Consider the following 25379-nt stretch of genomic DNA (forward strand, 5'->3'; position numbering starts at 1 on the left):
GAGTATCAATCATGAAACACTGTGCGAATTCATCTTCAAGCAAGATGCTCGCGATTCCCCCCGATTCGTGGTGCAAGGCTTCAAATTCAGGATTGAAGTACGGAGCTGTAAGGATGACTTCGATCCTCTCGCGGTGAGGTGGTGCCTGCGATCAGGCCGGAAGGAGAAATGGTCGCCGTGCGGTCAGGGACGCAATTGCGCCTTGCATTGGGTTCCCCATGCTCTGTACCTTTGTTTGCTGTGCATAAAACAACGGAACATCACCGAATGAAACGCTATCTTCGACGCTTCGGCGCCTCGCTGCTTCTCGCTTCCGCCTTGCTCCTGACCTCCTGCTCTCTTTCGAGCGACCTGACAAAAATGGAGGACAAGGATGATTACGTCGCGTACATAAAAAAATGGGCACCATCGGAGGACGCGTTTCTGGCGGTACAACGTCTGGCGAAACCCGCACTCGACGCTCAGGATTGGGAGGCCGCCATTGCCGTCTTCGAACAATACCGCAGCGCCTTTCCTCTTATGGCTGGCCGCTTCGATAAAATCATTTCCTTGCTTCGGGAGCCATCCTACAATGTCGAATTACGCAACCTGCGTGGGCTCAATACGGAATGGAATGAGATCAAACCCTCCGTCACGGTGGATGGTTCGCGCTTGTACTTCGCCAGCGACCGAGAAGGTGGATTCGGGAATCTGGACATATACGTGTCGGATTTCGAAAACGACGAGTGGTCGGAACCGGTCAATATCGGTGAGCGCATCAACACGAAGGAACACGAAACGATCAATGGTATTTCCTTTGACGGAACGAAAATCCTCGTGTACGGTGGTTTCGCCGGTCATCTAGGAAATGGCGACAATTATTATTTCGAAAAAACTGCCCGCGGCTGGTCCAACATCATCCATTTCCCTCCTCTTGTCAACAGCAAATTCTATGACTCCGATGCGTTCATGACTGCGGATGGCTTTGCGGTTCTGTTCACATCGGATCGCGAGGGCGTAACGGGCGACCGCGTCCCAAAGAATACACCCTTTCACGGCGGACTCAACGGTAACACCGACATTTTCGTATCGGTGCGGCGCGGTACATACTGGCAGCCACCCATCAATCTCGGACCGGCAATAAACACCCCGTATGCGGAGCGCTCCGCCTTCCTGCATCCTGACGGAAAAACGCTCTATTTTTCCTCGGACGGCCATCCCGGTCTTGGAAAGCTCGATGTGTTTAAATCCATCCGACTACGCGAAGATTCCTGGACAGAATGGAGTATACCCGTCAATCTCGGAAAGGATGTGAACACTTCCGAAGATGACTGGGGATACAAAATTACTCCCGATGGCAGGTATGCGTTTTATGCCGCATCCAATCGTCCCGGGAGTGCTGGTCAGAACGATCTGTACATGATCACTCTGCCGCGTGCAGCGCGTCCGGAAAGTCCTGTCGCCACGCTTTCCGGTAATATCCTTGACGACAATGGCAATCCCATCGGTGCCGACATCATGGTGCAGAGGTTGTCGGACGGCAAGGTGGTCGGTACCGGACAGAGCGACCCGGAAACGGGACGCTTCATGCTTTCGGTTCCCGAAGGAGACAATATCGCCCTTTTCGTTGAAAAAGAGGGCTATTATCCGGATGCGAAGAACCTTGATTTGAGTAAAGGAAGCCTTGCCGAAGCCGGTGATCGCAACGGCGACGGTCGTAACGGCGACGGTCAGAATGGTGATGGTCGGAATGGTGATGGTCGTAACGGCGACGGTCAGAATGGTGATGGCCGGAACGGCGACGGCCGGAATGGTGATGGTCGGAACGGCGACGGCCGGAATGGCGATGGTCGGAATGGCGATGGCCGTAACGGCGACGGTCAGAATGGAGATGGCCGGAACGGCGACGGTCGGAATGGCGATGGCCGTAACGGCGACGGTCAGAATGGAGATGGCCGGAATGGCGATGGTCGTAACGGCGACGGTCAGAATGGCGATGGCCGTAACGGCGACGGTCAGAATGGAGATGGTCGGAATGGAGATGGCCGGAATGGCGACGGTCGTAACGGCGACGGTCAGAATGGTGATGGTCGGAATGGCGATGGTCGGAATGGTGATGGCCGGAATGGCGATGGCCGGAATGGCGATGGCCGTAACCGAGACGGCCGAGACGGCAGCGGGCGCAGTTTTTCGTTCAATTTCGACCTGAAGTCCGTCGAGAGCATGAGGAGCAAACGTGACAAATGGGGTGATTTGCTGGCTCAAGGACTGAACAACATTTTCTTCGATTTCAACAAATGGGATCTCAGACCAGAATCCTATTTTGAGATAGATCGGCTGCTACGTTTCCTTGAGCTCCACCCTGATCTGCGCATCGTCATAGCAGCACATACCGACGACATTGGGACGGAGGATTACAACTTCGATTTGTCCAATAAACGCGCCCGCTCGGTGATGGACTATCTCATTCGCAAGAACATTGACAGGAGTCGATTGGAATTCCTCGGCTATGGCGAGTCGAGACCAGCCGTCCCGAATGATTCCGAGGAAAACAGGGCGAAGAATCGCCGGGTTGAATTTCGTCTGGCTGAAACCGACTAATCCTGTCAAAACGGCACACGCGCAACCGGTGTCGTACAAACTGCTCTGAGAATCATGACAGCAACGGGCGCGGTGAATTCCGCGCCCGCCGTTTTTTCCTTCCTGTGGCCAGCACACAAACCGCTTCACATTCTCAGGTCTTCGATCACACATTTTGCAGCATGTTTGCCGGATAAAAGCACCAACGGCACTCCGCCACCTGGATGAGCGGCACCCCCGCAGAGATACAGACCTCGTGGCTGGCGTACTCTGTTACCTGGACGCAGAAAAGCGGCATTTCTGGAATTGGAGGAGATTCCGTAAATGCTACCGCGAAAGGCGCTGTATTTTGTCTCGAGATCGGCCGGTGTGATGATGTGCTCGACCATAATGCGATCACGTATTTCAACACCGCTTGCAGTAAGCTGCCGTAGAACTGATTCGCGGATCCGATCAATGTCCGGCACAGCATTTCGCTCGGTCAATGCCGGCATATTGATGAGTACGAACCAGTTCTCTTGACCAGGCGGTGCGTGGTCCGGATCGGCTTTCGATGTTATCGAAACGTACACGGTGGGATCACTGGGAACCCGGCATTCGTCAAAAATCTGACGGAACTCTTTACGATAATTGCCGGAGAAAAAAATGTTGTGATGGGCGAGTTGTGCATGCGTAGTATCGACGCCCCAGAGAAAAACGAAACCGCTGCATGAGGGCTCGAAGGTACGTTTGCGTGACCATAGGGTCGAAGCTTCCAGCAAATGTGTCAGGGTGTAGACTGCATCAGCGTTGCTGACTATCCTCGAAAAAGGAAGGTCCTCACCGTGGATACGTAAGCCCCGGACCCGCTGACCGTCGTGCAATATCTGTTGCACATCCGATTCGTAATGGAGCGTCACTCCCATGTCCTGTGCCAGACGGGCAAGAGAGGTGACCAGCGCGTGCATTCCTCCGCGGACGTAGTATCCACCCAATCGGTACTCGACATGCGGAATGATGTTGAGAGTTGCCGGAGCTTTGAATGGATCGGAGCCATTGTATGTGGCATAGCGATCGAATATCTGTACAAGACGGTGATCTTCGAAAAATGAAGACACGGCATTGTGCACACTGCGAAAGGCATCGATACGCGGAAGTTGCAGTAAGGTCAGCAAATTCCGGGTATGGAGAAGGTTCTTTAGGTCATCGAGCCGGTTGAACAGAAATAGATCGCTCGTCAGACGGTAGATTCGTTCACTGTAATCCAGGAAACGCCGAACCGCCACTTCTTCCCCGGGGGCCAGGTTGCGTACTTCTTCGAGTAAGCGCATCTCATCAGACCACGCGTCGAATCGTGTACCATCATCAAAAAAATAGCGGCATATCGGATCGACGGGTTCGAATAGGACGTCGCGTTTTCGTCCAGCCGACGTGTAGAGATCATCCACCACGAAGGGCATGGTCAGAAGTGACGGACCGGTATCAAAACGAAAGCCTCCGGTGCGGACTTCAGCCGCTTTCCCTCCGGGAGCGGAATGTCGTTCATACAGATGCACCTCGACTCCGGCAACCGCCAGCTCGATAGCGGCGGCGAGACCTCCGAAACCAGCCCCGATTACGGCTACCTTCTGCGCCATTGTGCCTCTCGTGTCAGGGTAAAAAGATACGCGATTTCAGACCGACCACTGTAAGGGCGAAATACCAGAGCTGTGCCATATACAGATGCGCGGGTAGACGGAGATGCGACCTCCGCTTTGTCGTATCGCGCAAGAGCGCCGCCGCTGCCACGCTGATGACGAACCAGCTCATGTAATTGCTTGTCGGAGGAAAGCCACCTTCCCAATGCCAGTAATCGAGCGCATCAGCTGCGAACTCCAGAAAGAAGTCAAATATCGTTGCAAAGAGGCCAACCAAAAGGACGCTGACACGTGAGAAGAAATGTCCGGTCACAGCGTCGCTGCCGGAAATGACCGCGATCCAGGCGAAGGGGATGACCAGCGATACGCCAAGAACCTGTAGACCCAGTGTATCGGTATAGACATATTCACCGAACGGAAATCCCGTCGCCACGCCCAGAGCTTCCACGCCCCATGTCACCACGAATATGGCCAACGCGGCAAGACCGCTCTTCCAGCTTATGCGGTATGTCAACGAATAGGAGACTATTGCGGTAATCACCAGCACTGCCGGTGTAGTGTATGTCATGAAGTTCTGGAAGTATCCGAGGCTGTTCCAGATGCCACCGGCAATGAAAAAAACATACACGCCAACGATTGTCCAGGAGTTATGTCGCAGGTTCATTCGTCCATCATCCGAAATCGGTTATACAATGCCAGAGCACCGAGTGTGACACCCGGCAGTCCCTGACCAGGAAATATCGTGTCTCCACACAAATATACACCCTCGAAAGGAGTTTTCGGACTCGGGAATCGGAAGGGAAACAGCCGTCTGTCGAGTGGCAATCCGCCCACCAGCCCATCCAGCCTTCCGGTGTATTTTTCGAACGTTGTTGGGGTCCCGCACTGTATTCGTGAAAAGCGGAATTCCCGCAACTCCGGCACATGTGAGCGCAGCGCAACTTCGACTTCGGCAGCGGCATACGCTTTCCATGCTTTTCTTTGCTCACCTCTTTGCAGAAGCGCGGGATGATCCCGTCGGATATGGGTGCTGATAGTAAGCGCCCTGTATCCGTCTGGCGCTCTTCTCGCATCGGCAGGATGGGAAAAGGAACAAAACAATGTGCTGCTGCCGCAATATTCCAATGCATGCGGGAGGATCACCTGCAAATTTATCGGCACCTCCTTCACCAGTTCACTCTCCACGAGTGCATACACCGTGAATGCACCCCAGAGTGTCACCCCGGACGACTCGATGCGTCTTACTATGCGTCGGAAGTAGTTGGCAGCCTCGCCGTCGAATATGGCAGGAAGGTTGAATATCGGTACACTGCTCACGACGACAGGTGACGTATATACGGTGCCTCGCGCGGTCCGGACAGACCACCCTCCACTCTCGCGGGTCACTGCAACGACACGTTGCAGATACTCGACGTAGCCACCAGCACTGTGCAGACGCTCCTCAAGAAACCGTGCATAGGCGATCATACCTCCTGCCACAGAGAAGACGGGATAATCAGGATAGGTAAGCCCCAGTGCACCCGCCAGAAAGGGGATATGGGAGGACGATGCCTGACTGGTGATGAGCAACTGGGCATCGATGAAACGACGGAATTCCGGGTCGGAGAGCCCGTGTCGTTGTATTCGAGACGCTATGGGCGATAGCACATGGGGAAGATGCCGTAACACAGCAGGCTGCAGACTACGCAGATCTGCCAGTGCTTCCAGCGGAGTCAAAGGAGGGAGATGGCGCACCGCGGTAAGCATACCGTATGCTGCATCACTGAAATGCCGTAGTTCATCCCAAAATGCTCTCTGATCCTGTCCGAAGTGATCCCGCACCTGTTCGTACCAGCTGAAGCGATCCGGACTCCGGTGCAGCGTGCGTGCGTTCATGGACACTCCCATAGGAGGATCGGCTGGAAGCAATGCGTCGAATTCTCCAATAATGTCGAAGAGCGCGCGTAACGGTTGACCCGGCGCGATCCCGCTAAACGTCGTTGCTCCGACATCGAACACTGCTCCATCCTTTTCATAGGATGACGCGCAGCCACCGGGGTAATGAATGCCCTCCAGAACCAGCACCTTTCGACCCGTCGTGGCCAACAAAGCCGCAGAGGTCAAACCCGCAATCCCGGCACCTATGACGATCACGTCCGGATCACCAATGGTCTCAACCACCGGTAACCCGGATAGCGCACGTGGAGAACTGTTCATGTGTCCGACCCACGTACCGGAATGGTCCGTCCCTTCCACCGCACTGCGCCTCGGGCATAACGTTGCCAGACTGCATGAATACCGATACCTACCGCGGCCAAAATGCCAAACGGGTGAAGAAGCACTGTCACCATTCCGTGTCGCAATCGCAGAGCAAGGAATGAGCGCAGCAGCAGATTCAGGAGAACAAGCACCGAAGCCAATACGGACGGCTTCACCGCGAGTGCAACGTACGGTGCGACGAACAGAAGCAGTAACAACACATGCGCAGCGCCGAAGGCAACGACATTAAAATTGAACGCCGCGAAAAAATTCTTTGAAAAGCCCTCCAGCACTTCGCGACCGCTGTTGTACATTCGGCAATTCACAGCCCCGACTCCCGACATGAGAAGCATGCGCAGCCCCAACTGTTTGCTCCGCTGCGCCAGACGTATGTCTTCCACAATTTCCGAACGGACCGCTGCATGACCTCCCACACGCACGTAGGACTTTCGCGTGAAGGCTATCCATTGACCGTTCGCAGCCGAGAGCGATGAAAATCGTGTGCGATGCACCAATTGCATTGGAAGGAAGGCGTAGAGCAACACATCCATCACCGGGACGATCAGGCGTGAAGCAATGCCGCGCAGGAGCTGTCGCGGAAATGCGGAGAGTACATCAGCGCGATAGGCGTGCATTGCCCCGACCGTCCCGGACAGTGCTGAGATCTCCGGTCGTACATCCGCATCCATGAACAGAAGCACATCACCTCGCGCCTGCTCTGAAAGTTGATGACAGGCCCAGTTCTTTCCCGTCCAACCTGGCGGCAGCGAATTTCCCTTTATGAGCGAAACAGCGCTCCATCGTGAGCTCGCAGCTTCTACCAGAGCAGCGGTGTTATCGGTCGATTCGTCGTCGAGTACCAACACATCAAAGTTTTCCCAATCCTGCGCTTCAAGTGCGTCCAGAAGACCCTGGATGTTCGTGCCTTCATTGCGAGCAGGAATGCAAACGGTAATCCAGGGAGATGCTCCGCGGGATGCGCGTCTCTTCGCAAGAAACGGGCCAAACACCATGTTCACACCCGCAACTACAACTAGAGCGGAGAGTACAACCCCGATCCCTATCAGGAACACGTCCATAATACCGACTAATCAACCGACGTCATTTGCGGCAGCGTTGCTTTGTTGACTTCGGCAACGTGTTGTTGCAGTTCGGGGCTCTTATGGGTATTTCGGGCAAAATTCCCAAAAGGAAAAAGCATGAAACCCAGTGTGGTGAATTTGCGAAGCGTGGAAACGACGGGCCGTCTGGTAAAAATATCGTAGTCATTTCTCTCAATCTCAAAGAGAATCCCGCGGTAGAGTCGCGATGCCGCACGGACAGCACCGCGCCCGCTTCGATGCAACAGGGGTATACCGTGTTCGGCGCGGTCGAAATAGGTATGCGCGCGATCCACCTCGAAACGGAGGAATGACTTCATCGTGCTATCCAGGCGCTGTGCGGCTATATCCGCTTCGCTCAGACCGTACGAAGCGAGTTCGTCCATCGGCAGGTACACCTTACCGCGCAGCCGCCAGTCCTCGTCAACGTCACGAAGAATATTGGTAAGTTGCATGCCAATACCGAGATCTTCCGCATAGGGAAAAGCTGCGCGATCATGATAGCCGAACACATGCGTCATCATCAGCCCGACCACGGAAGCGACATGATAACAGAATTTACGCAGCTCGGTAAATGAATAATAGCGGTCAAACTGCAGATCCATCGCTACTCCATCGATCAGCGCGTGCGCAAGCTGCACTGGGATGCCGCGATGATGTACCGTACGGATGAAGGTCGCCATGACCGGATGCTGAGATTCTCCCGAAATGTACGCCTGCGTAAGTTCCTCGCGCCAGGCGTCGAGTTCCTGCTTCACGATTGTCTGAGGCCTGCTTCTCGGAGCGTCGACAATGTTGTCCGTATGTCTGCAAAATCCATACACGGCGTACACATCATCGCGACGCGACAACGGCATGAGCTGCGTAGCCAAATAAAAACTCTTCGAATAGGTGCGGGTGAGAAGCCGGACATACTGACGTGCCGGAAGCAGGTCCAGATTCGCGTCAGCGTTGGGCGACGTCAAGGTCATGGGAAACTCTCCTGATCAATGGGCGTGGTCATGCGATTCTGACGCGCGGTTCGGGCTGCGCGATAGCTTTTCATAGATCGAAATTGTGGAGGTGACGAGGGAAAACAGATACCCAGTATCTTCGATCGGAATCGTCACCAGTCTCAATCCGGTGATTGCATGCGATGCATATATAACAACAGGAAGTGCCGTGAGAATTCCATTGATCACAAAAAAAAGTACTGACATGATCGCCATGAACAGCCAGTAGCGTCTTGTGAGCAGTAGCCGGGTCCGTAACAGAAGCAGATCCAGCAGAACGGTGATGATCACCGCAGCAATGACAAGTGTGGTGTACGTCATTTTTTCACCAGCCAGCCGACGGTCTCCCACACAAGAATCGATGCAAGTGGGACCACAACGAAAAAGAGCACCTCCTCGATCGGAAGGTTGATTATTGTGAGCCCCAAGGTGTAACGGGGTGAGAAGCTCCAATGACCGGCGGCGGTGACGAGTACGTCCCAAATCAGAAAGGGAAGCGCGACGAGTGCCATGGCGGCCAGCGCCCTGCCCTTACGTTTGTGTAACGGCAGAGCCGGATCGTTCATTTTCCAGAGAAAGGGAACGCCCGTGAAGACGATGAGTCCGAGGTAGACGAAGTGTTCCAAATGAGTTCGGGGCTTGTGTCGGGGCAATGCAAAATAGCAGAACCATGCCGAACGGCAAAAGATTCCGTCCGGCACCCTTCAACCGTTCTGTCACGAGCCGCGTTACTCCCTGTCGCCTGATGTCGGATGGATAAAAAAACCGGAGGCGGGATGCCTCCGGTCGATCGCCGACAGATAACCGGCGTGTCACAAGTGCGGGTGTTATTGATTGATGATTGCGTCAGACGGACAGACGTCAATACAGCTGGGAGAATCGGAGTAGCCCTCGCACATGGTACAAAGTTCGGGAACGCTGAACGTGATGTCCTCGGACATCGGGGGTTTGGTCTCTCCATTCACTTCATACGATTCGCCGGCGCCGTAAATGGCGTTGCTGGGGCATTCGTCAATGCAGGCGTTGCAATTAATGCAATCATCCGTGATAACGATCATGTCAGGTACCTTTCTGAAAAGTGATGTGTTTCACATTCGCACGGTGCACGTCGTGCTCTATAAAAATAGGACACGTCGGATTGATTTGCAACGTGCTACGGTCGTCCCATGTCGCACACTGTCCCGCGTCGCAGAGCGACCCGGCAAAATACCGCTCCCGTGTCGCTTCCCCATCGGTCCGGATGATCAGAAATGCCACTGTCCCCGGAGGTACAGCGAAGTCGGATAGTACCAGTATTCATCGAACGTTTCCCCGAGCGGAAGGAACAGCCCACCGATCAAGGAGGAGTTCTCCGTCCAGGCGTACGTCGCGTTCAGGAGAAGAAATCCGCTCCCGTCGTTCGTGTTGATGGAACAACCCGCGTTTCCTATCACCAGGGGGTGCAGTTGATACACAGCGCCCAGGTAGAGATACTTTCGATTGAGTTGTAAAATCTCTCCCTGATAGAGGCGGAGGAGCTCATAGTGCCCGGGATTGTTCACACCCTCTCCGTTGAACAGATACTCGAACAGGAGATACAACTCCGGCGTGAGTTGATAGTCGGCACCGAAAATGTACCGGAGGTATTCGTCATAGCCTTTCTCCGAAGCACCGACCCAAACGAGCTCCGCCCGTACTCCGGCATCCAGAAGATTCCCCGCCACATCTCCGCCCAGAACGACGCGCCTGTCAAAGTATCCGCCCATGACGGAGAAGTCATACTCCGCATAATTCGTTCTGAAACGTGCTCCGTAATTACTGCTGTCGAGCGTGGGCCGAATATTGTAGACCAGCTGTGCGTCGGTGAACTGGCCGAAATGCAATTTCAGCGAGACTGCATCAGCGCCATCCTTCTCGATTTTGTCATAACTTGCCGGATTGATGGGATTGAACAGATCCGTCGGATTCCAGACACGGCCGGTGCCCCACTGAATACGCTGACGCCCCGCCACGATGGAACCCCATGAGAGATTCTGCCTGAAATACAAGCGGTCCACGTAATGCTCCAAGCCCACATTTCCGTCGTCAATGATCTGCCATCGAAGATCCACCGCCTGCCGGTTCCCAATGTGCGGCGGCGAGATGGGGATGCGCCGATCTCTGCTGCTCAGCAGAAGGTCTGCCTCATGCTCGAGAACAATGCCCGCGTTTTCCCACAGTTCATAGCTGGGTCGCAATCGCAGGCGGGTGAGATTGACAAAAGCATCGTCCACACCTTCCACGGATGAATGCTGGTACGCCGCAATGTCAGCAGCATACCCGCTGAAGCGTAATTCCCATTGTGCCTGTGTGCTGGTCACCATTGTCACAAGCAGAAGAACGACGAAGATTCCTTTTACGTCCATAATCCCTCCGACCGGCGGAATGCTGCCACCCGCCGCATTTCATAATTGCTGTTCGACACGTGCGGACAACTTACGAATATTTGGCATCGATGCAAATGACGATTCGTCGTCACAGCGTTCGGGGTGTTGGCAGAACGGGAGCTTCAGCAGTGCTCATGCTCGATTGAGGAAGCGTCTAACGCGGTGAATGGCCGAAGAATTACCTGATATGCCGAACAGATGCGAGGAAATGACTGCGGCCATCGGATCCGACGCTGATATGCGATTGAAGTTCTATGCTGTACGGAAGTACTTCGCAGCGGCCAGGCAGTAAATCGTTGCCGCCACTCCTCACTCCCCGACTTCCACCGCTATCCTCTTCACTCCTTCCGCGAACATCGCTGGAGGTGTGAGCAGACTGACTACCGCATGCACTCCGCGCGGGAAGTCGAAGAAATACCCGGGATGCACGTAGACGCTCTGCTTGCGCAGGAGGTTCATGGCAAAGTGCTCCTCGTCCGTATCCTTCGGAAGGTTGATCACCGCGGTCCAGCCCCCCTGCACTTCGGGTACATGCAGCGAGGAGAAGCAGGAAAGTAACTCCTTGAGAACGGCGTAATTTGTGATGCAGCGGGTGCGAATTTCCTCCTGTACGCTGACCCGCGATGTGAGCAAAGTGTCGGCGGCGAGCATCACAGGCGTGCCAACGCTGAGAAACGCGTCGGCGATCAGGTCAAGACGCGAGCGTGCCTGCGCAACAAGGCGCTCCGGGCCGCTGCTTACGATCCAGCCGAGCTTGAGCTGCGGCAGTCCGGCGAGCTTGGATAGTCCATTCAGCGTGAAAGTGAGAATGGAATTCTCCTCCACCGTACGCGAACGAAGTACATTGCGCGCGAGCGGGAAATCCCAGAATACTTCATCCACGATCAACGCGATGTTTCTTCGTTCGCAGAACACCCGGAGATGCGCAAGATCGTCCGGATCGAGATAGGCGCCCACGGGATTGGAAGGATTGACGACAACCACGGCACGGGGACGGTCGGAGCACGCATCGTCCAGCGACCCGAAGTCGATGCGCCAGAGTCCCTGAGCGGAACGGCGCAGTTTGTACGGGCGTAACCGGACACTGTCCAATGCGGCGAGATACTCGAAGAGGGGATAGGCCGGGTGTGGAATAAGAACGGAATTTTCCGGATCGCAGAGAAGCTTGAACAGGAAACTGTAGGCCTCGCTTGTTCCGGCTGTACAGTGAATGGCATCCGCGGATACGGTGCAGCCTGCGTCTGCGTAATAGCGTGAAATGGCTTCGCGCGCCGCAGCGAGTCCCTTGGGATGCGGCGAATAGCGCAACACCTCGGGCCGCGCGAATGCTTCCGGTAAATGTGGATCGAAAGTGAAGCCGGCCTCCGTCGGATTAGCGAGCGTGAGGTCCAGTATTTCTCCACCCTCGCTGCGTTTGCGTGCCAGCTCGGCTGTAAGCGGATTTTCGGTTAGGGACCAGGGAATGCGGCCTGAAAACATGTATCCCTCCTGAGCGCATTGGATTGAGGGGGATGACAGGCGTTGCGCCTGAACTGCGAATTCGGGAAATTACAAACTTTCTGATCCTCTTGCACGATTTTCGTAGAGCGGAAGATCAGATATTTTCCAAAAAGTATTGGAGTATGCGTCATGCACGAACAGAGCATCGAACTTCTCAACAAGGCGGTAGCCGATGAATTGCACGCCGTCCATCAGTACATGTATTTTCACTTTCATTGCGACGACCAGGGTTTCGAGCTGCTTTCAGCGCTATTCCGCCGTACCGCCATCGAAGAAATGATGCATGTGGAAAAACTCGCTGAGCGTATCCTCTTTCTCAAGGGTGAAGTACACATGGTCCTTGCCGAGAATGTCGAAGCACTCCACGACGTTCAGGCGATGTTGGAGAAAGCGTCGGCCATGGAAGCAGCCAGCGCCCGACAGTACAACCTCTGGGCGAACGAGAGCGCCGCGAATGCCGATTCCGTCACGAAGCAGTTGTTCGAATCGCTGGTCGTGGACGAGGAACGACATTACGATAACTACGATACGGAAATGGACAATCTCAAAAATTTCGGTCCCCAGTATCTGGCACTACAGTCCATCGAACGCAGCAAGCTGCGTGGAGTCGCCGGAGGAACCGCATAGGGCTTTCCGCCTTCGTACCTTCTCATTGAGATGGCTGCACATATACTCAAAAATGGAACGCCCGTCGTACGTCACTGCGACGGGCGCGTTCTTCTCGTTTTTCTTTGTCCTGCTACGGAATGCCGATGGTAATCGTGTAGCCGGCTGACTGCACGCCCGATTGTTGCTTCAGATACACCACGATATGATAATCCGCATGACGCGGGAGCGTTCCGGTCCAACTGCGGCGCTCCCCGCTGATATCACTGTTGTCCAGGAAAACGCGAAAGGCCGCATCTGGCTGCTCGGCGTCGAGGGTCACCTGCATGGTCTGTCCCCGGCGGGCACGCAACACATATTCGTTGTGTCTGCCTTTCTCCAACGAAGCGCTGAGCGTGATACCCGTGCTACCCTTTTGGAAACGGACGCGGCTGGAATTGAGCGGCCCCGGGATCATGCGGTGGGTATGTGCCGGAATGACAGCCTCCGCGTTCTCATCGGGTAGCGGTGGAACGGCTTTACGGACCAGGCCCGATTTCTGCGGCGTGTGGTCCACCGGCGCACCGTTCTTGGGGGCTGCGGTGTTCTGCTTCGACGAGAGGGACTTCGGCGGGAGTGGATTGGATGGTGCCGTCTTATCAGCGACCGAGGGAGGTGACTTTCTCACGGTTGAGGATGCTCCAGGTGTCCGGGCGGTTTGTTCCGCTGTTCCTGATTGCTTCTCCTTCAAAGTCGTTTTGTTGGTTTGTGACGGGGTGGTTTTCTTCGCCGTGGGAGTTCCTTGCGTGGGCTGTACGGCCTGATCACTCACGTCCGACGAAACTGTGTGTGATGATGCGGGAGCCTGGACGGAGGGCGGTGCGTCATCAGACTGCGATATTGCAGGTTCCTGTCGTGCGCTTTCACCGCTGTACAAGATGGCAATGACGGCGCTGGTGTCGAACCGTCCGGCGCTGTCCGGTGGCCCAAGCTGACGCAGGGCTTCAGCACGACGCATGAAAGCGGGCATTTCCTCCTCTTCCAGGTCGATACGGGATTCCCCCATGAGTTTTTCGTAGTGGAACATGTTGCCGTTGGCATTGAAGTACAACCGGTACAAGGTTTCAGCCCTGTCGGCAGCATCGCCCATCGGATCGAGCTGTATACTGGAGCGCGCATAGAGGTGGAAAAGATTTCCGTTGTCAAAGTAGAATCTGTTCCTTCCTGAATTGCCATTACGATCAGCCCATCGTTCATCAACCTGGGCAGGATTGCCCGCTTCTCCGTACAATGTAGCGGTGATCATGGTATCCCCGACGGTAAAGCTGAAGTCCTGCCGTGGCATTCGATCCAACTCCGTTTGTATCGTGGCGGCGCGCTTCCTGATATCCAACAATTGCGCGGCATTGAAGGGATCTTTTCTCGCTGGAGGCGCAGTCTCACTCTCCCAGAATCTCATGTCCTTGCAGGATGTAAGCAGCGATACGGCGATGACGAACGGTAAAAACAGGAACGTGGCGTGTCGAAGACGCATGCCTGGCCTCCGGATTGATGATTCTCTTACGCAATGTACAAAAAAAAGCGGCGGTCATAGAAATGGCCGCCACTTTGAGGGAGAGAGAGTAGAGTCGTAGATCAGGAACAACCGCTCGTGGTCCCGCAGTCCTCGCACACCGTGCAGGTGCCGTTGCGTTTCACGCGGGAGGAACCGCAGGAACCGCACATCTCGCCGGTGTAGCCCTTGGCACGCGCCATCATGACGGTTTCACTGCGTGCTGTCCGTTTTTCGTTGAGCACCGATTCCGTCTGGAGTTTAGGAGCACTCTCGCCATTTTCGCGCTTCCGGGTCAGCGTTGGAGGCGAATTGAAACTGGCGAGTGGCTGTTCGGGTGTTTCGTCCACGGATTTGACGTGGATAAAATCCGTACGGCCGAGATACTCATACCCGAGCACACGGAATACATAATCCAAAATGGATGTCGAATTGCGGATGGCTTCGTGCCCGATGACGACACCGGCAGGCTCGAAACGCGTGAAGGTGAAAGTGTCCACCAGTTCTTCCAGCGGTACGCCATATTGTAACGCTTTGGAGGTAAGCACGGCAAAGCAGTTCAACAAACCTTTGAAGGAGGCGCCTTCCTTGTACATGTCGATAAAGATTTCGCCGAGACTGCCGTCGTCGTATTCACCCGTGCGGAGAAACACCTTGTGACCACCAACTACCGCTTCGCGTACGAAGCCATGGCGTTTCGCCGGAAGCTTTTTCCGCTCGACACGTGTAACGATTTTCTCCTGCACTTCGCGCGGCCCGATCTGTTCGTTGAAATCATCTTCGGTACCCATCTCAGCCAGCGCCGCGGCTTCGGGATCACTGACGGTACTGAGCGGCTGTGAGAGTTTGCTACCGTCGCGATAGATCGCATTGGCCTTGAGCATGAGCTTCCACGAAGTCATATAGGCGCTCTTGACGTCGGCGATGGTTGCATCAGCAGGCATGTTGATAGTTTTGGAGATGGCGCCGGAGATAAACGGTTGTACGGCGGCCATCATATGGATATGCCCGTCCACGCTGATAAATCGCTGTCCGTGCTTCCCGCATTTGTTCGCGGTGTCGAACACCGGGAGATCAGATTTTTTGACATGCGGAGCACCCTCTATCATCATGGTACCGCAGACAAATTCATTGGCGCGTTCGATTTGCTCGGCACTGAAACCGAGCGCTTTGAGCATGTCGAATGACGGATCTGTGAGTTGTTCGTCCGAGAAGCCCAGCCGTTTGCAAAGCTGTTCGCCAAGTACCCATTTGTTGAATGCCATACGGATCTCGAACACGGTGTCGAGATGCTTCTCGATTTCCTCGACGCCATCGGATGTGAAACCCTTGGCCATAAGGCTTTCGCGGTTGATTTCGGGACAACCCGCAAGGGTTCCGTGTCCCTTGATGTATTTCTCGATTTCTTCGATCTGCTGGGGCGAATAGTGGAGCAACTCCAGAGCCTTGGGAACGGACTGGTTGACGATTTTGAAATAGCCGCCACCGGCGAGTTTTTTGTATTTCACAATGGCGAAATCGGGTTCCACTCCGGTCGTATCACAGTCCATGACCAAACCGATGGTGCCGGTGGGTGCCAACACCGTTACCTGTGCATTTCGGTATCCGTACATTTCGCCAAGTTCGAGAGCGCGGTCCCAGCTTTCTCGGGCGGCATGCAGCAGCGTCGTCGGACAGAGGTCATGTAAACCGACAGGTGGCACACTCAACCCTTCATATTCGTTCGGATTCGCATTCCACGCAGCTCTGCGGTGGTTGCGTATGACGCGCAGCATGTGATTTCTGTTGGCGTCGAATCGCGGAAAAGGAGTGATGTCGCGCGCCATCTCAGCGGAGGCGGAGTACGATTCAGCGGTCATGAGCGCGGTGATGCCGGCAGCGAGTGCGCGGCCCTGATCGCTGTCATACGGAACGCCCGATACCATCAGGAGCGAACCGAGATTGGCATAACCGAGACCCAGCGTCCGGAACTGATAGCTCTTGAGCGCGACAGCGCGACTGGGAAATTGCGCCATGAGAACGGAAATCTCGAGGGTGATCGTCCATAAGCGGACAGCATGGCGGAAATCCTCGACCTGGAACTCATGTTGCGCGTCATTCCAGAAATATTTCAGGTTGAAGGAAGCCAGATTGCACGCGGTGTCGTCCAGAAACATGTATTCCGAACACGGATTGCTGGCGTTTATCCGTCCGTCCACCGGGCAGGTATGCCACTCGTTGATAGTTGTATCGAACTGAATGCCGGGATCAGCCGATCCCCAGGCGGCATAACCGATGCGGTCCCATAATTCGGCCGCTTTCAGCGTCTTCGCCACTCCGCCGGTGGTGCGATTTATCAGATTCCAGTTGCCATCGTTCTCCACCGCTTCGAGGAAGTTGTTGGTGACTCGAACGGAATTGTTGGAATTCTGCCCGCTGACGGTCAGGTACGCTTCGCTTTCGTAGTCCGTACCGAACTCGTCCAGATCGATATGGTCTTGCCCCTGCTCGGCGAGTTGCAAGGCGCGATAAATATAGTTTTCCGGCACCGCCGCCTTGCGCGCTTGCAGAATCGCCAAGGCCAGCTCGCGATTTTTTTGATAGTCAGCGTTCCCGCCCTTGTGTACCGCCTGAATGATGCGGTTGAGGTGCAGGTTATTGATACGACTCCCGGTCACCAGTGCGGCGACTTTTTCCTCTTCGTTGACCTTCCAGTCAATAAACTCCTCGATATCCGGATGGTCAATGTTTACAACCACCATTTTTGCAGCTCGACGCGTGGTCCCACCACTTTTTATCGCTCCCGCTGCGCGGTCGTTGATTTTCAGGAAAGACATTAAACCCGAGGACACACCACCGCCCGAGAGGCGTTCCCGGCGTCCTCGAAGATTGCTGAAGTTGCTTCCCGTACCTGATCCATACTTGAAAATGCGGGCCTCGCGCGTAACGAGGTCGAAAATGCCGCCTTCGTTGACGAGGTCGTCTTCCACGGACTGAATGAAGCATGCGTGAGGTTGAGGACGACTGTATGCGTCCTCCGATGCCAGTATCTCCCCGGTCTGCGGATCGGCATAGAAATGACCTTGAGAGTTCCCTGTAATCCCGTAAGCGAAGTGCAGGCCGGTATTGAACCACTGCGGAGAATTCGGAGCGGCCATCTGACGGAGCAGCGTATAGGCGGTTTCGTCGTAATAGTTCTGGGCGTCTTCCGCGGTATCGAAGTAGCCGTGACGCTCACCCCAGTCTTTCCAGCAACCGACCATACGATGAACTACTTCACGGATGCTTTTCTCGCTGCCGAGCACGGGTTGTCCCCGTTCATCGAGCATGGGAGAACCGTCCTCGTTTTTTTGAGGGACACCAGCCTTCCTGAAGTATTTTTGTGCGAGAATGTCCGTCGCCATCTGCGACCAGTGTGCGGGAACTTCGATGTCGTGCAGTTCAAAGACGAGCTTGCCGTCGGGATTGCGCAGAACAGAGGAGCGACGGGTGTACTCGAAACAATCGTACGCGTTCTGTCCGGGCCGTGTGAACCTGCGGGTAATCTTCATGTCGTGTGGCCTGTGCTATTCGTTCGGTTCAGTGTGTAAAAAAAGAGAATGCGGCTCCGCGGTGTGAGGTTGGCCAGTCAGTCTAAAGTGTTTATTTACAACGAGTTATTTCACTGTGGAGGCGAAAAAGCCCCCGTTCCCTGTTCTAGCGGACACAGGGAAATCAACCTGGTACCTTCTGCATGTATGTAGCGGAAAGGCGGTGCCAATTCGTGGGTTTGAATATACACGATGCCCCGAAACATGTCAAGCAGATTCCTTTCTAGGGTTTCATGTTTTAATTTAACAAAACACCGCAACGCATTGCAAGTAAATGTGTTGCGGTGGGAAAAAATTTAATGTAGCACTTTAAGTAGAGAGCTGACTTACGGGGGTGTTGACCCCGCATGCGACACCGAAAAGAAAGAATATCTGAACATCATGCCGGAAAGGTGATCGAGCCGAGAAGTGCCTCCCGGGATGCACCCGTAACAGAAGGGAGATTTCCTGGATTTCCTGTGATGAATTCGTTGGCGAGCACCGCGAAACTCACCGCCTCGCGTGCCTCCGGAGGAATCCCCAGAGCCGAAGTAGTGTCGATTCGCGCAGAAGGGAAGTTCATTTTGATGCCATCCATGAAAAAGCGATTCCGGGCTCCACCACCGGCAGCGAACAAGTGAAACGGGGTAGTGGGAGGAACCACCGCGTGCAACTGCCCGCAGATACTGCGTACGGTGCATTCCGACGCTGTGGCGACGATATCTTCCGGCCGCGTAATGTCAAGATCCCGCGCGAGCTGTACGAAGGTATCAAGATAGCTTTCTCCGAATAACTCGCGCCCGGTGGATTTCGGATACGACCGGCTGAAATATTCGTTGCGCATCATATACCCGATAAGATCATTGTGAACGGTCCCGGATCGCGCGATGGCGCCGTCTTCATCGAATTCCTTTCCGTAGTACCGACGCATCAGCGAGTCCACCATCATGTTTCCGGGACCCGTGTCGAAGGCGATTACCTCATGCGACGCGCAACGCTGCGGCAGAACGGTGAGGTTCGCAATACCGCCAATATTGAGCAACACCCGATGCTCTTCTTCGGAGCGAAACAGCAGCCAGTCCACACGCGGTACCAGTGGCGCACCCTGGCCACCCAACACCATGTCACCCGCGCGGAAGTCCGATACCACAGGTACACCAAGCAGGGTTGCCAATATCGGCGCACTGCCGAGTTGCAACGTCGAGCGGAGCGGAACACCGGCGAGATCCATCGGCTCGGGCAGATGGCGCATGGTCTGTCCGTGCATGCCCACCAGCTGTACCTCGGACACATCGATGTCGGCAGCGGAGCACGCCTCCCGCACAGCATCGGCGAAGGCGTAGCCAAGGGCAGCATGCAGGAGACAAAGATCGTTGACGTTGCTGGAAGATACCTCCATGTTCGCGAATAAACGCTGCTGAAGCTCTTCGGCGAACAGCGTCTCGCTGTAATGAAGCAGGTCTATACGGAGTCGCTCATCGCTGCCATAGATGCGCACAAGTGCGACATCCACGGCGTCGACGGAGGTTCCGGTCATGATGCCGGCGACGATGCGCTCAGGCGCGGTGACCAATCGCGTGAACAGTTCGAGCGGAGTTCCCTTCATGATTCGCACCAGGAATGCTGTGAGTGTTGCTGCGTACGCTGTCAATGATGCGAAATATACTACAAAACGCATCCATAATGGAACATTCCATCTCTCGAAATTTCCGCTGTTCGGTCTTACAGCGCGATGTACAAGGCCGCGCGAAGGCGCCATACAGAAAGGGATTGCACCCCAAGGCGCTGGGAGGCGACGAGGTCCTCTGTGCCCGCCTGGTATCGTGCCGCCAAGAGGAGGGAGAGCGATGCGCCGAGATCCACATCCACACCCGCTTCGGCTATCGGATGCAAGGACGATGTGTGCGTGTCAAAACGGAATTCATAGCTGGTCCAAGCCTCGCGCTCACTGAATCCCTTGTAGGAGAGCGTAACTCGCTCGCTGCTGTTGCCGGGGATCGTGAATACCGCTCCCAAAGCAATGTAGAACGGCATCGAGAGTGTTGCGGATTTGTAGCGAAACAACACGGGGATATGGACACTTCCGCGTTCCGCCATCTCCAGCGTGATCAGCGGGTCATCGCCCCGCTTGACAGACCAGCCAAAGGAATGCCATTCTACTTCAAGCATGAGAGACCAATGCGTCGTGACGTCGTACGTGGCGGAAAGGCCATGGACGCTTCCCTCGTCAACAGTGGACTGGAATGTTCCGGAAAATGGCATGACGGAATATCGGAGGATACTGCTTTGCATGCCGGTCTGCATGCCCAATCGAAGCCGGGTATCCTGCGCCTGCATAGACTCCGCACAGAGCATGGGCAGTAAAGCGATCAGCGCGATTACTGCAGCTCGGCCAAGGTATTCAGAGCGGTAATTCATAGAGCAGGCCAAGACGAATGTTCCAGTTGTTCGGCTTTCCGTGTGTGTATAACGGATCCTCCAGCAATGGGCCGAACTCCTGCGTGTATCGCAATGCGAGGAGGACCGATAAAGGCGAAAGCGTCTGAATGTCCAAACCCGCCTCGAGCAGAGCGGCACCGAAGAGCTGCGTTAGCGCGAGCTGATGCTCCCGAATCGATTCCGTTCCGGGATCCATTCTGTACTGAACATCGGTGATATTGATACGGAGCCCGGAAAGATTCATCCCGAACTCGATGCCCGCACCCAGGTAGGGACGAATGAGGTGATGCCGGAGTGGTGAGCATGAAATCATCACCGGAACGCCAAGCCGGTCTGTCTGCCCTGTGGCATACACATAGGTGGATGCTCCTGCCTTTCCGGTCTTCAAGGAAGCGTAATTCCGTTGGGAGTATTGCGGGGCAATGATCAGCGACCAGTTTTCGTCCACAGGAAAAAGAAGCTGTATGCCTGCCATGCCGGTGGTAATGGACTCCTCCGTCGAACCGCTGATCAGTGTTCGATGCTCATGCGTTTCAATGACCGCACCGGCATGTAGCCCCGCGCGTATCCTTTCCTGTGCGCATGCCGTGTCCGGCAAGAAGCGGACGAGCAGCAGAGCGAAGGCAAGAAAGGTGAATCGGAGCATGATGCGATCTCAAACGCAAATACGGATTTGTTTCGGCCGGCAGTGGATTGCCGATCGAGCAATGCGGTGCAAACGATAAAATAGGGAAGGATATTGTGGGCAACAATGTCCAAATCCATGACCTGTGCACGGTCTTACTTTTTGATATGGCGGCGGTGTATTGTTCGTGTGTTGCGGTCTCAGGCGGACTCATCGTCGAAGCCAGGACGCACAAAAAGGCGGGCTGTCGGGAAGCTGCGCTCCGTCACGGTGCGAAGCTTACTGAGCATGAGTAACGCCCGCACCGCTGCGGTCTCCTGTTCAGGAACGAGGCGTTGCAACGTCATCCATGCCGCGCTGGAGCGATCAATGCCCATAAGAGCGACCTTTGCGGATCCATCGGCGTCGGAAGGATATTCGTCGTCAATCATTTCATCCAATTCTTTTCCATGTACCGCCCGCCGTAACTTTGCGAACACCGAAAGGTGATAGTAGGAGATGACCTCAACCATGTCACGAATCACGGTGGCCGATGGGGCGCTGCCGGCGGATTGTGTGCCGAATTCCGTGCGTCGCATGAATTGATCGTCGGTCATTGCTGCAAGATGGTGCGCATTCTGCAACCAGGCGTGTACGAGTTCGAAGTACAAGCTGCCACCGATGATGCATGGATGTTTCTCAATCTGCTGTTTCTCCATTTCCTCGATGAAATCAGGTCCTCCGAACACCCCCCCCATGCTGTCATCATCCTCGTCGTCAATGTCGAAGTCGAATCCGATGTTGAAGTCTTCAGTACTCTGATTCAGTTGCGTGCTTTCGGTACACCGTCCGAGCTCGTTCCAGAACAACTCGTTCATCACTTCATCGATTTCCTCCCCGTCGCGGTGGCGTCGCTCCACCGCGAAGGTCATGCAACGCGATGTCAACGTGCAGCGTTCGCACCACCGATCACAATAATTGAAAATTCCCGTGATGAAATTTTCGTTTCCTAATCCGGATTGAAGTCCCTTTGACTCCATGTGCACTCCCTTGTACGTAGTAGACGAACGGTGTTCAAATCGAAATGTAGCACAAATCCCGTCCCTCATCCATACCGAAATTGATGACCTTTCCTTCGTTGACGAGCCGGGACACGCCAGAAAACCGTGCTGAAGATCAGTTCGTAGATTCTGGAACATTCGGTTCGCGAAATCACCGAAATGCTGCCCACACGGCAACTCGCCGGCGCAGGAATTGATCACCCATGATCATTGAGGATGGTTCAAAAGGGAAGCTCGTCGTCGTCACGCTGTCTGCGAATCGGATGCAGCGGGTTGGCCTGATACGTGGCCGGGCAAAGGCCGTAGGGAAAGTCATCGCCGCGCAGGGATGGCCCCAGTTCGTAGACGAGATCGTAGTCGTTCGCGAACGGTTCGTGCATCATTGATTCATATTCGAAAAGATCGTCGAGAGGAAAGAGATACTCAAGCTTGTTCATCGACAAGAGCAAGTCCCGCGAGTGCAAATTCTCCAGGAGATGCCCCGCGTTGCATCGCAGATTTCTGATCCGGTGTTTTTTCCGGGGAGCAATGAGTGCGATGTCACGGACAATCGCGGCGAACTCAGCTGTTTCGGGATGCCCGGTTTTCATGACTGCTTCCAGGCGGGCGATGTTTTTTGCTGAGATATTTCTCTGTGCGAGAAATGCCGTGATCTCCTCGTGTTGTAGAGCTCTCTCGCGCTCTTCTGTCGGATTCCTCCTACAGGCTTTGCACAGTCCTCTTTTGCTCCTCTTCCCGCCGAAGTGCTCGTTGGGTCGTTCCCGACCGCAGAGAGGGCAGTATCTGGCCATGGATCAGTACTTGTCGAGGGATTCGATAGGCGTGGAATCGTTCGCGTTCACCGCTCCGCTCCCACACGAAAACCCAACGCTGCATCGTAGATATCGTCCGCCATGACCCCAGTGCATTTTGCCGTGGCGCGAACAAAGCCGATATAGCGCCCTGCGTCGCGCTCCAACGTTTCTGCATCGGAGGGAAAAAAGCTGCGCCCTGAGAGTTCCAGCGCCTGTTCGAAGTCGCGCCAGTGCTGCCAGCCGTCGGGGAGGATGTCCGTGCATATCTCCGTTACTGCGCAACTGTGTTGCCAATGCCTCTGCCACCACGCGGCGGTTTTGAAAGAGCGGCATTCTGCTTCCCAAAATACTTTGCCGTTGGACTGTGGGTGGGTCAGGTGTTCGGGCACATCGTCGAAATCCTGCATCAGCGCGGGAACGACCACCCCGATGTAACCTCCCTCACGCAACAGGCGGGTCAGTTGCGCGAGATACAGTACGTCGGTGCCGAAATATTGGTATGCGTCTATGGAAATGATGGCATCGAAGAAACGCGATGGAAAGGGAAGGGCGTGGGCTTCGAGTTTCATCGGATACACGAGATCGCTCAGACCGGCCTCTTGTACTCGTTGCCAGTTGTTGTCCTGCGACATCCAGAGATCCACTGCCCAGACATGCACCCCGAATTCCCGCGCGAGAAAAATGCTGGTCATAGCGCGGCCGCAGCCAAGATCAAGCACACGCATCCCGGGCTGGAGCTTCATTGCCTGCGTGAGCCACTCGACAAGCCACACGGCGTTTGGTCCCATCTGATTCCCCAACATCCATTCGGCATCATACGAGGCCGAGCGCGGGAATTCTGATTTTTTCAGCAAAGAGATACACTTACGGTTCAGCATAGATGCCTCGATGTCTCTGCGAGTGTAATGGTACGGAGCTGCGGGTGTATGCGCAAATGGAGCATATCGGTCAGGGAGTGCGGTGTGGCATCAGATCGGTGACTGCGCAGGTTGAAAAAAATCGTACCTGGACGAAACAGGGATATTCTGTTTGTTCGCTTTGGATTGAGGCGGCGCGACGCAATTCCAACTCATCGTTACTCCTTCGTCGCGGCCGAAATTCCAGCAGCTCTGCCTGTAGCCCAGGCCCAGAAAAAATTGTAGCCGCCGATGGGTCCGAAGACGTCGAGCGTCTCACCGCAGAAATACAAGCCCGGATGGGCTTTGCACTCCATGCTGCCATGCTGTATTTCAGAGAGCAGAACTCCGCCTCCTGTGACTTCGGCCTTACGGTATCCTTCGTCACCGGTCCAGGGGAGCGCACATCGAAGGAGGACGTCAAGAAGGCGGCGTTTTTCTTCGCGCCGTAGTTGTGCCAACGTTCGGGATGCATCCACGTTTGCAACATCCATCAAGGTAGACACGAGACGTTCGGGGAGTTCTCTTCGCAGAGCACCGGCAGCAGTTCCCCTGCTGTCGTGCCACAAAGTATCCATCCAGAATAACTCATCGTGCGATAACCATGAGACCCGAAGACGGGCGTTGGCATCACCTTCCGTTGTTGCGCGTGCCAGAACATGGGACACATCCAACACCGCGGGACCACTGTACCCGCGGTGCGTAAACAGCAGGGCTCCTCTGGCCTCGGCGGAATGTCGCGTGCTGCTGGCTGAAATGCGTACATCAATGCTGATGCCGGCGAGCGAGGTGAAGCGTGTGTCCGAACTGGTGACCGGTACCAAGGCGGGATAGCGTGGAGCGGTCGCTATGCCAAAGGACTCCGCGAAGCGAAAGCCAAACCCGTCACTGCCCGTTGTCGGAATGGAGAGTCCTCCGGTAGCGATGATAACAGCATCCGCGTGTATCGCGGGCGCATCCCGTATTTCGATGCGCCATGCATCATTGACACTCCGTATTTCGGTGACGAGGCAATCGGTACACAGCCGCACTCCTCCTCTCTCCGCGTGCTGCAGCAGTGCGTCGCGGACATCACGCGCACGTTGTGACGCCGGAAACAATTTTCCCGTACCGGCTTCCTCAACCAGTCGCACCCCCAGTTCATGCTCGAAGTAGCGTATCTGTTCGGTCAATGGCCAGGAGCGAAGAATTCGATTGAGAGTGTTACGTGATGAATCTGTCACGAAGCGGGATTCATCGAGCTCAGCCGGCAGAATATTACAGCGTCCCCCTCCACTGATGAGGATTTTTTTTCCAACATGCTTCGTGCCTTCGAGCAATAGTACTTCCGCACCGTATCGCGCCGAGAAATCCGCGGCAACGAGGCCGGCCGCTCCAGCGCCGATGACGACTACCTTGCGCGGCGATGAGGTTTGCGATAGCCTTGGGTCCATGGTGTTCTGCTGTCTCGGATACTCGATGTTTCTGCATGTAACTTACCATCTTCTCCG

At 55.0% G+C, this 25379-nt stretch carries 21 protein-coding genes; 2 read left to right on the forward strand and 19 right to left on the reverse strand.

Annotated features, from left to right (window positions below; translation table 11 throughout):
• Positions 1–267: 267 nt before the first annotated feature.
• Positions 268–2580, forward strand: a complete 2313-nt coding sequence (locus M5R41_14480) for an OmpA family protein (protein ID MCZ7557601.1) — start codon at positions 268–270, stop codon at positions 2578–2580.
• Positions 2581–2705: 125 nt separating this feature from the next.
• Here the strand turns inward: M5R41_14480 and crtI are convergent, their stop codons facing one another.
• The 10 genes from crtI to M5R41_14530 all read right to left on the reverse strand — a co-directional run bounded on the left by crtI (position 2706) and on the right by M5R41_14530 (position 12389).
• Positions 2706–4175: a phytoene desaturase family protein gene (gene crtI / locus M5R41_14485; GenBank protein ID MCZ7557602.1), complete on the reverse strand. Its 1470-nt coding sequence runs from the start codon at positions 4173–4175 to the stop codon at positions 2706–2708.
• A gap of 13 nt (positions 4176–4188) precedes the next feature.
• Positions 4189–4839, reverse strand: coding sequence for a carotenoid biosynthesis protein (locus tag M5R41_14490; GenBank protein ID MCZ7557603.1), 651 nt, complete (start codon positions 4837–4839; stop codon positions 4189–4191).
• Positions 4836–6371 carry an NAD(P)/FAD-dependent oxidoreductase gene (locus tag M5R41_14495; protein ID MCZ7557604.1) on the reverse strand — a complete coding sequence of 512 codons (1536 nt, stop codon included), beginning with the start codon at positions 6369–6371 and terminating at the stop codon, positions 4836–4838. The genes M5R41_14490 and M5R41_14495 overlap by 4 nt, the downstream gene beginning before the upstream one ends.
• Positions 6368–7426 carry a glycosyltransferase family 2 protein gene (locus tag M5R41_14500; protein MCZ7557605.1) on the reverse strand — a complete coding sequence of 353 codons (1059 nt, stop codon included), beginning with the start codon at positions 7424–7426 and terminating at the stop codon, positions 6368–6370. The genes M5R41_14495 and M5R41_14500 overlap by 4 nt, the downstream gene beginning before the upstream one ends.
• A gap of 74 nt (positions 7427–7500) precedes the next feature.
• Positions 7501–8484 carry a phytoene/squalene synthase family protein gene (locus M5R41_14505; GenBank protein MCZ7557606.1) on the reverse strand — a complete coding sequence of 328 codons (984 nt, stop codon included), beginning with the start codon at positions 8482–8484 and terminating at the stop codon, positions 7501–7503.
• A 15-nt stretch (positions 8485–8499) separates the two neighbouring features.
• A complete protein-coding gene (locus M5R41_14510; GenBank protein ID MCZ7557607.1) occupies positions 8500–8826 on the reverse strand; it encodes a lycopene cyclase domain-containing protein in 327 nt (108 codons plus the stop codon).
• Positions 8823–9131: a lycopene cyclase domain-containing protein gene (locus M5R41_14515; GenBank protein ID MCZ7557608.1), complete on the reverse strand. Its 309-nt coding sequence runs from the start codon at positions 9129–9131 to the stop codon at positions 8823–8825. Before M5R41_14515 ends, M5R41_14510 begins: the two co-directional genes overlap by 4 nt.
• A gap of 201 nt (positions 9132–9332) precedes the next feature.
• Positions 9333–9563, reverse strand: coding sequence for a 4Fe-4S binding protein (locus M5R41_14520; protein MCZ7557609.1), 231 nt, complete (start codon positions 9561–9563; stop codon positions 9333–9335).
• Positions 9564–9749: 186 nt separating this feature from the next.
• Positions 9750–10889, reverse strand: coding sequence for a hypothetical protein (locus tag M5R41_14525; protein MCZ7557610.1), 1140 nt, complete (start codon positions 10887–10889; stop codon positions 9750–9752).
• Between the two features lie 330 nt (positions 10890–11219).
• Complete coding sequence (locus M5R41_14530) at positions 11220–12389, reverse strand: pyridoxal phosphate-dependent aminotransferase (GenBank protein ID MCZ7557611.1); 1170 nt, start codon at positions 12387–12389, stop codon at positions 11220–11222.
• A gap of 150 nt (positions 12390–12539) precedes the next feature.
• Between M5R41_14530 and M5R41_14535 the strand changes: the two genes are divergently transcribed.
• Positions 12540–13037, forward strand: a complete 498-nt coding sequence (locus tag M5R41_14535) for a ferritin-like domain-containing protein (GenBank protein ID MCZ7557612.1) — start codon at positions 12540–12542, stop codon at positions 13035–13037.
• A gap of 112 nt (positions 13038–13149) precedes the next feature.
• Here M5R41_14535 and M5R41_14540 read toward each other — a convergent pair whose 3' ends face one another.
• From M5R41_14540 to M5R41_14580, 9 genes are all read right to left on the reverse strand, one after another.
• Positions 13150–14529, reverse strand: a complete 1380-nt coding sequence (locus M5R41_14540; protein ID MCZ7557613.1) for a hypothetical protein — start codon at positions 14527–14529, stop codon at positions 13150–13152.
• A gap of 101 nt (positions 14530–14630) precedes the next feature.
• Positions 14631–18077 carry a vitamin B12-dependent ribonucleotide reductase gene (locus M5R41_14545; protein MCZ7557614.1) on the reverse strand — a complete coding sequence of 1149 codons (3447 nt, stop codon included), beginning with the start codon at positions 18075–18077 and terminating at the stop codon, positions 14631–14633.
• Between the two features lie 418 nt (positions 18078–18495).
• Positions 18496–19701 (reverse strand): anhydro-N-acetylmuramic acid kinase, encoded by a 1206-nt coding sequence (locus M5R41_14550; protein ID MCZ7557615.1) that lies wholly within the window; start codon positions 19699–19701, stop codon positions 18496–18498.
• A 116-nt stretch (positions 19702–19817) separates the two neighbouring features.
• The gene (locus M5R41_14555; GenBank protein ID MCZ7557616.1) at positions 19818–20387 is read right to left on the reverse strand and encodes a hypothetical protein; all 570 of its coding nucleotides are present in this window, start codon (positions 20385–20387) and stop codon (positions 19818–19820) included.
• A 109-nt stretch (positions 20388–20496) separates the two neighbouring features.
• Positions 20497–21180, reverse strand: coding sequence for a PorT family protein (locus M5R41_14560; protein MCZ7557617.1), 684 nt, complete (start codon positions 21178–21180; stop codon positions 20497–20499).
• A 179-nt stretch (positions 21181–21359) separates the two neighbouring features.
• Positions 21360–22178, reverse strand: coding sequence for a hypothetical protein (locus M5R41_14565; protein ID MCZ7557618.1), 819 nt, complete (start codon positions 22176–22178; stop codon positions 21360–21362).
• A gap of 242 nt (positions 22179–22420) precedes the next feature.
• A complete protein-coding gene (locus M5R41_14570) occupies positions 22421–22789 on the reverse strand; it encodes a hypothetical protein (protein MCZ7557619.1) in 369 nt (122 codons plus the stop codon).
• A 248-nt stretch (positions 22790–23037) separates the two neighbouring features.
• Positions 23038–23871, reverse strand: coding sequence for a methyltransferase domain-containing protein (locus M5R41_14575; protein ID MCZ7557620.1), 834 nt, complete (start codon positions 23869–23871; stop codon positions 23038–23040).
• A 197-nt stretch (positions 23872–24068) separates the two neighbouring features.
• Positions 24069–25322 carry an aminoacetone oxidase family FAD-binding enzyme gene (locus M5R41_14580; GenBank protein MCZ7557621.1) on the reverse strand — a complete coding sequence of 418 codons (1254 nt, stop codon included), beginning with the start codon at positions 25320–25322 and terminating at the stop codon, positions 24069–24071.
• Positions 25323–25379: the final 57 nt, after the last annotated feature.

The organism is Bacteroidia bacterium (assembly GCA_027493955.1).
Classification (GTDB): domain Bacteria; phylum Bacteroidota; class Ignavibacteria; order SZUA-365; family SZUA-365; genus JAOSJT01.

Excerpts from the sequence above, each read along its gene's own strand:
- M5R41_14480 (MCZ7557601.1), top strand. The coding sequence starts at position 268 with ATGAAACGCTATCTTCGACGCTTCGGCGCCTCGCTGCTTCTCGCTTCC.
- crtI (MCZ7557602.1), bottom strand. The coding sequence starts at position 4,175 with ATGGCGCAGAAGGTAGCCGTAATCGGGGCTGGTTTCGGAGGTCTCGCC.
- M5R41_14490 (MCZ7557603.1), bottom strand. The coding sequence starts at position 4,839 with ATGAACCTGCGACATAACTCCTGGACAATCGTTGGCGTGTATGTTTTT.
- M5R41_14495 (MCZ7557604.1), bottom strand. The coding sequence starts at position 6,371 with ATGAACAGTTCTCCACGTGCGCTATCCGGGTTACCGGTGGTTGAGACC.
- M5R41_14500 (MCZ7557605.1), bottom strand. The coding sequence starts at position 7,426 with ATGGTGTTTGGCCCGTTTCTTGCGAAGAGACGCGCATCCCGCGGAGCA.
- M5R41_14505 (MCZ7557606.1), bottom strand. The coding sequence starts at position 8,484 with ATGACCTTGACGTCGCCCAACGCTGACGCGAATCTGGACCTGCTTCCG.
- M5R41_14510 (MCZ7557607.1), bottom strand. The coding sequence starts at position 8,826 with ATGACGTACACCACACTTGTCATTGCTGCGGTGATCATCACCGTTCTG.
- M5R41_14520 (MCZ7557609.1), bottom strand. The coding sequence starts at position 9,563 with ATGATCGTTATCACGGATGATTGCATTAATTGCAACGCCTGCATTGAC.
- M5R41_14525 (MCZ7557610.1), bottom strand. The coding sequence starts at position 10,889 with ATGGACGTAAAAGGAATCTTCGTCGTTCTTCTGCTTGTGACAATGGTG.
- M5R41_14530 (MCZ7557611.1), bottom strand. The coding sequence starts at position 12,389 with ATGTTTTCAGGCCGCATTCCCTGGTCCCTAACCGAAAATCCGCTTACA.
- M5R41_14535 (MCZ7557612.1), top strand. The coding sequence starts at position 12,540 with ATGCACGAACAGAGCATCGAACTTCTCAACAAGGCGGTAGCCGATGAA.
- M5R41_14540 (MCZ7557613.1), bottom strand. The coding sequence starts at position 14,529 with ATGCGTCTTCGACACGCCACGTTCCTGTTTTTACCGTTCGTCATCGCC.
- M5R41_14545 (MCZ7557614.1), bottom strand. The coding sequence starts at position 18,077 with ATGAAGATTACCCGCAGGTTCACACGGCCCGGACAGAACGCGTACGAT.
- M5R41_14550 (MCZ7557615.1), bottom strand. The coding sequence starts at position 19,701 with ATGAAGGGAACTCCGCTCGAACTGTTCACGCGATTGGTCACCGCGCCT.
- M5R41_14555 (MCZ7557616.1), bottom strand. The coding sequence starts at position 20,387 with ATGCAAAGCAGTATCCTCCGATATTCCGTCATGCCATTTTCCGGAACA.
- M5R41_14560 (MCZ7557617.1), bottom strand. The coding sequence starts at position 21,180 with ATGCTCCGATTCACCTTTCTTGCCTTCGCTCTGCTGCTCGTCCGCTTC.
- M5R41_14565 (MCZ7557618.1), bottom strand. The coding sequence starts at position 22,178 with ATGGAGTCAAAGGGACTTCAATCCGGATTAGGAAACGAAAATTTCATC.
- M5R41_14570 (MCZ7557619.1), bottom strand. The coding sequence starts at position 22,789 with ATGAAAACCGGGCATCCCGAAACAGCTGAGTTCGCCGCGATTGTCCGT.
- M5R41_14575 (MCZ7557620.1), bottom strand. The coding sequence starts at position 23,871 with ATGCTGAACCGTAAGTGTATCTCTTTGCTGAAAAAATCAGAATTCCCG.
- M5R41_14580 (MCZ7557621.1), bottom strand. The coding sequence starts at position 25,322 with ATGGACCCAAGGCTATCGCAAACCTCATCGCCGCGCAAGGTAGTCGTC.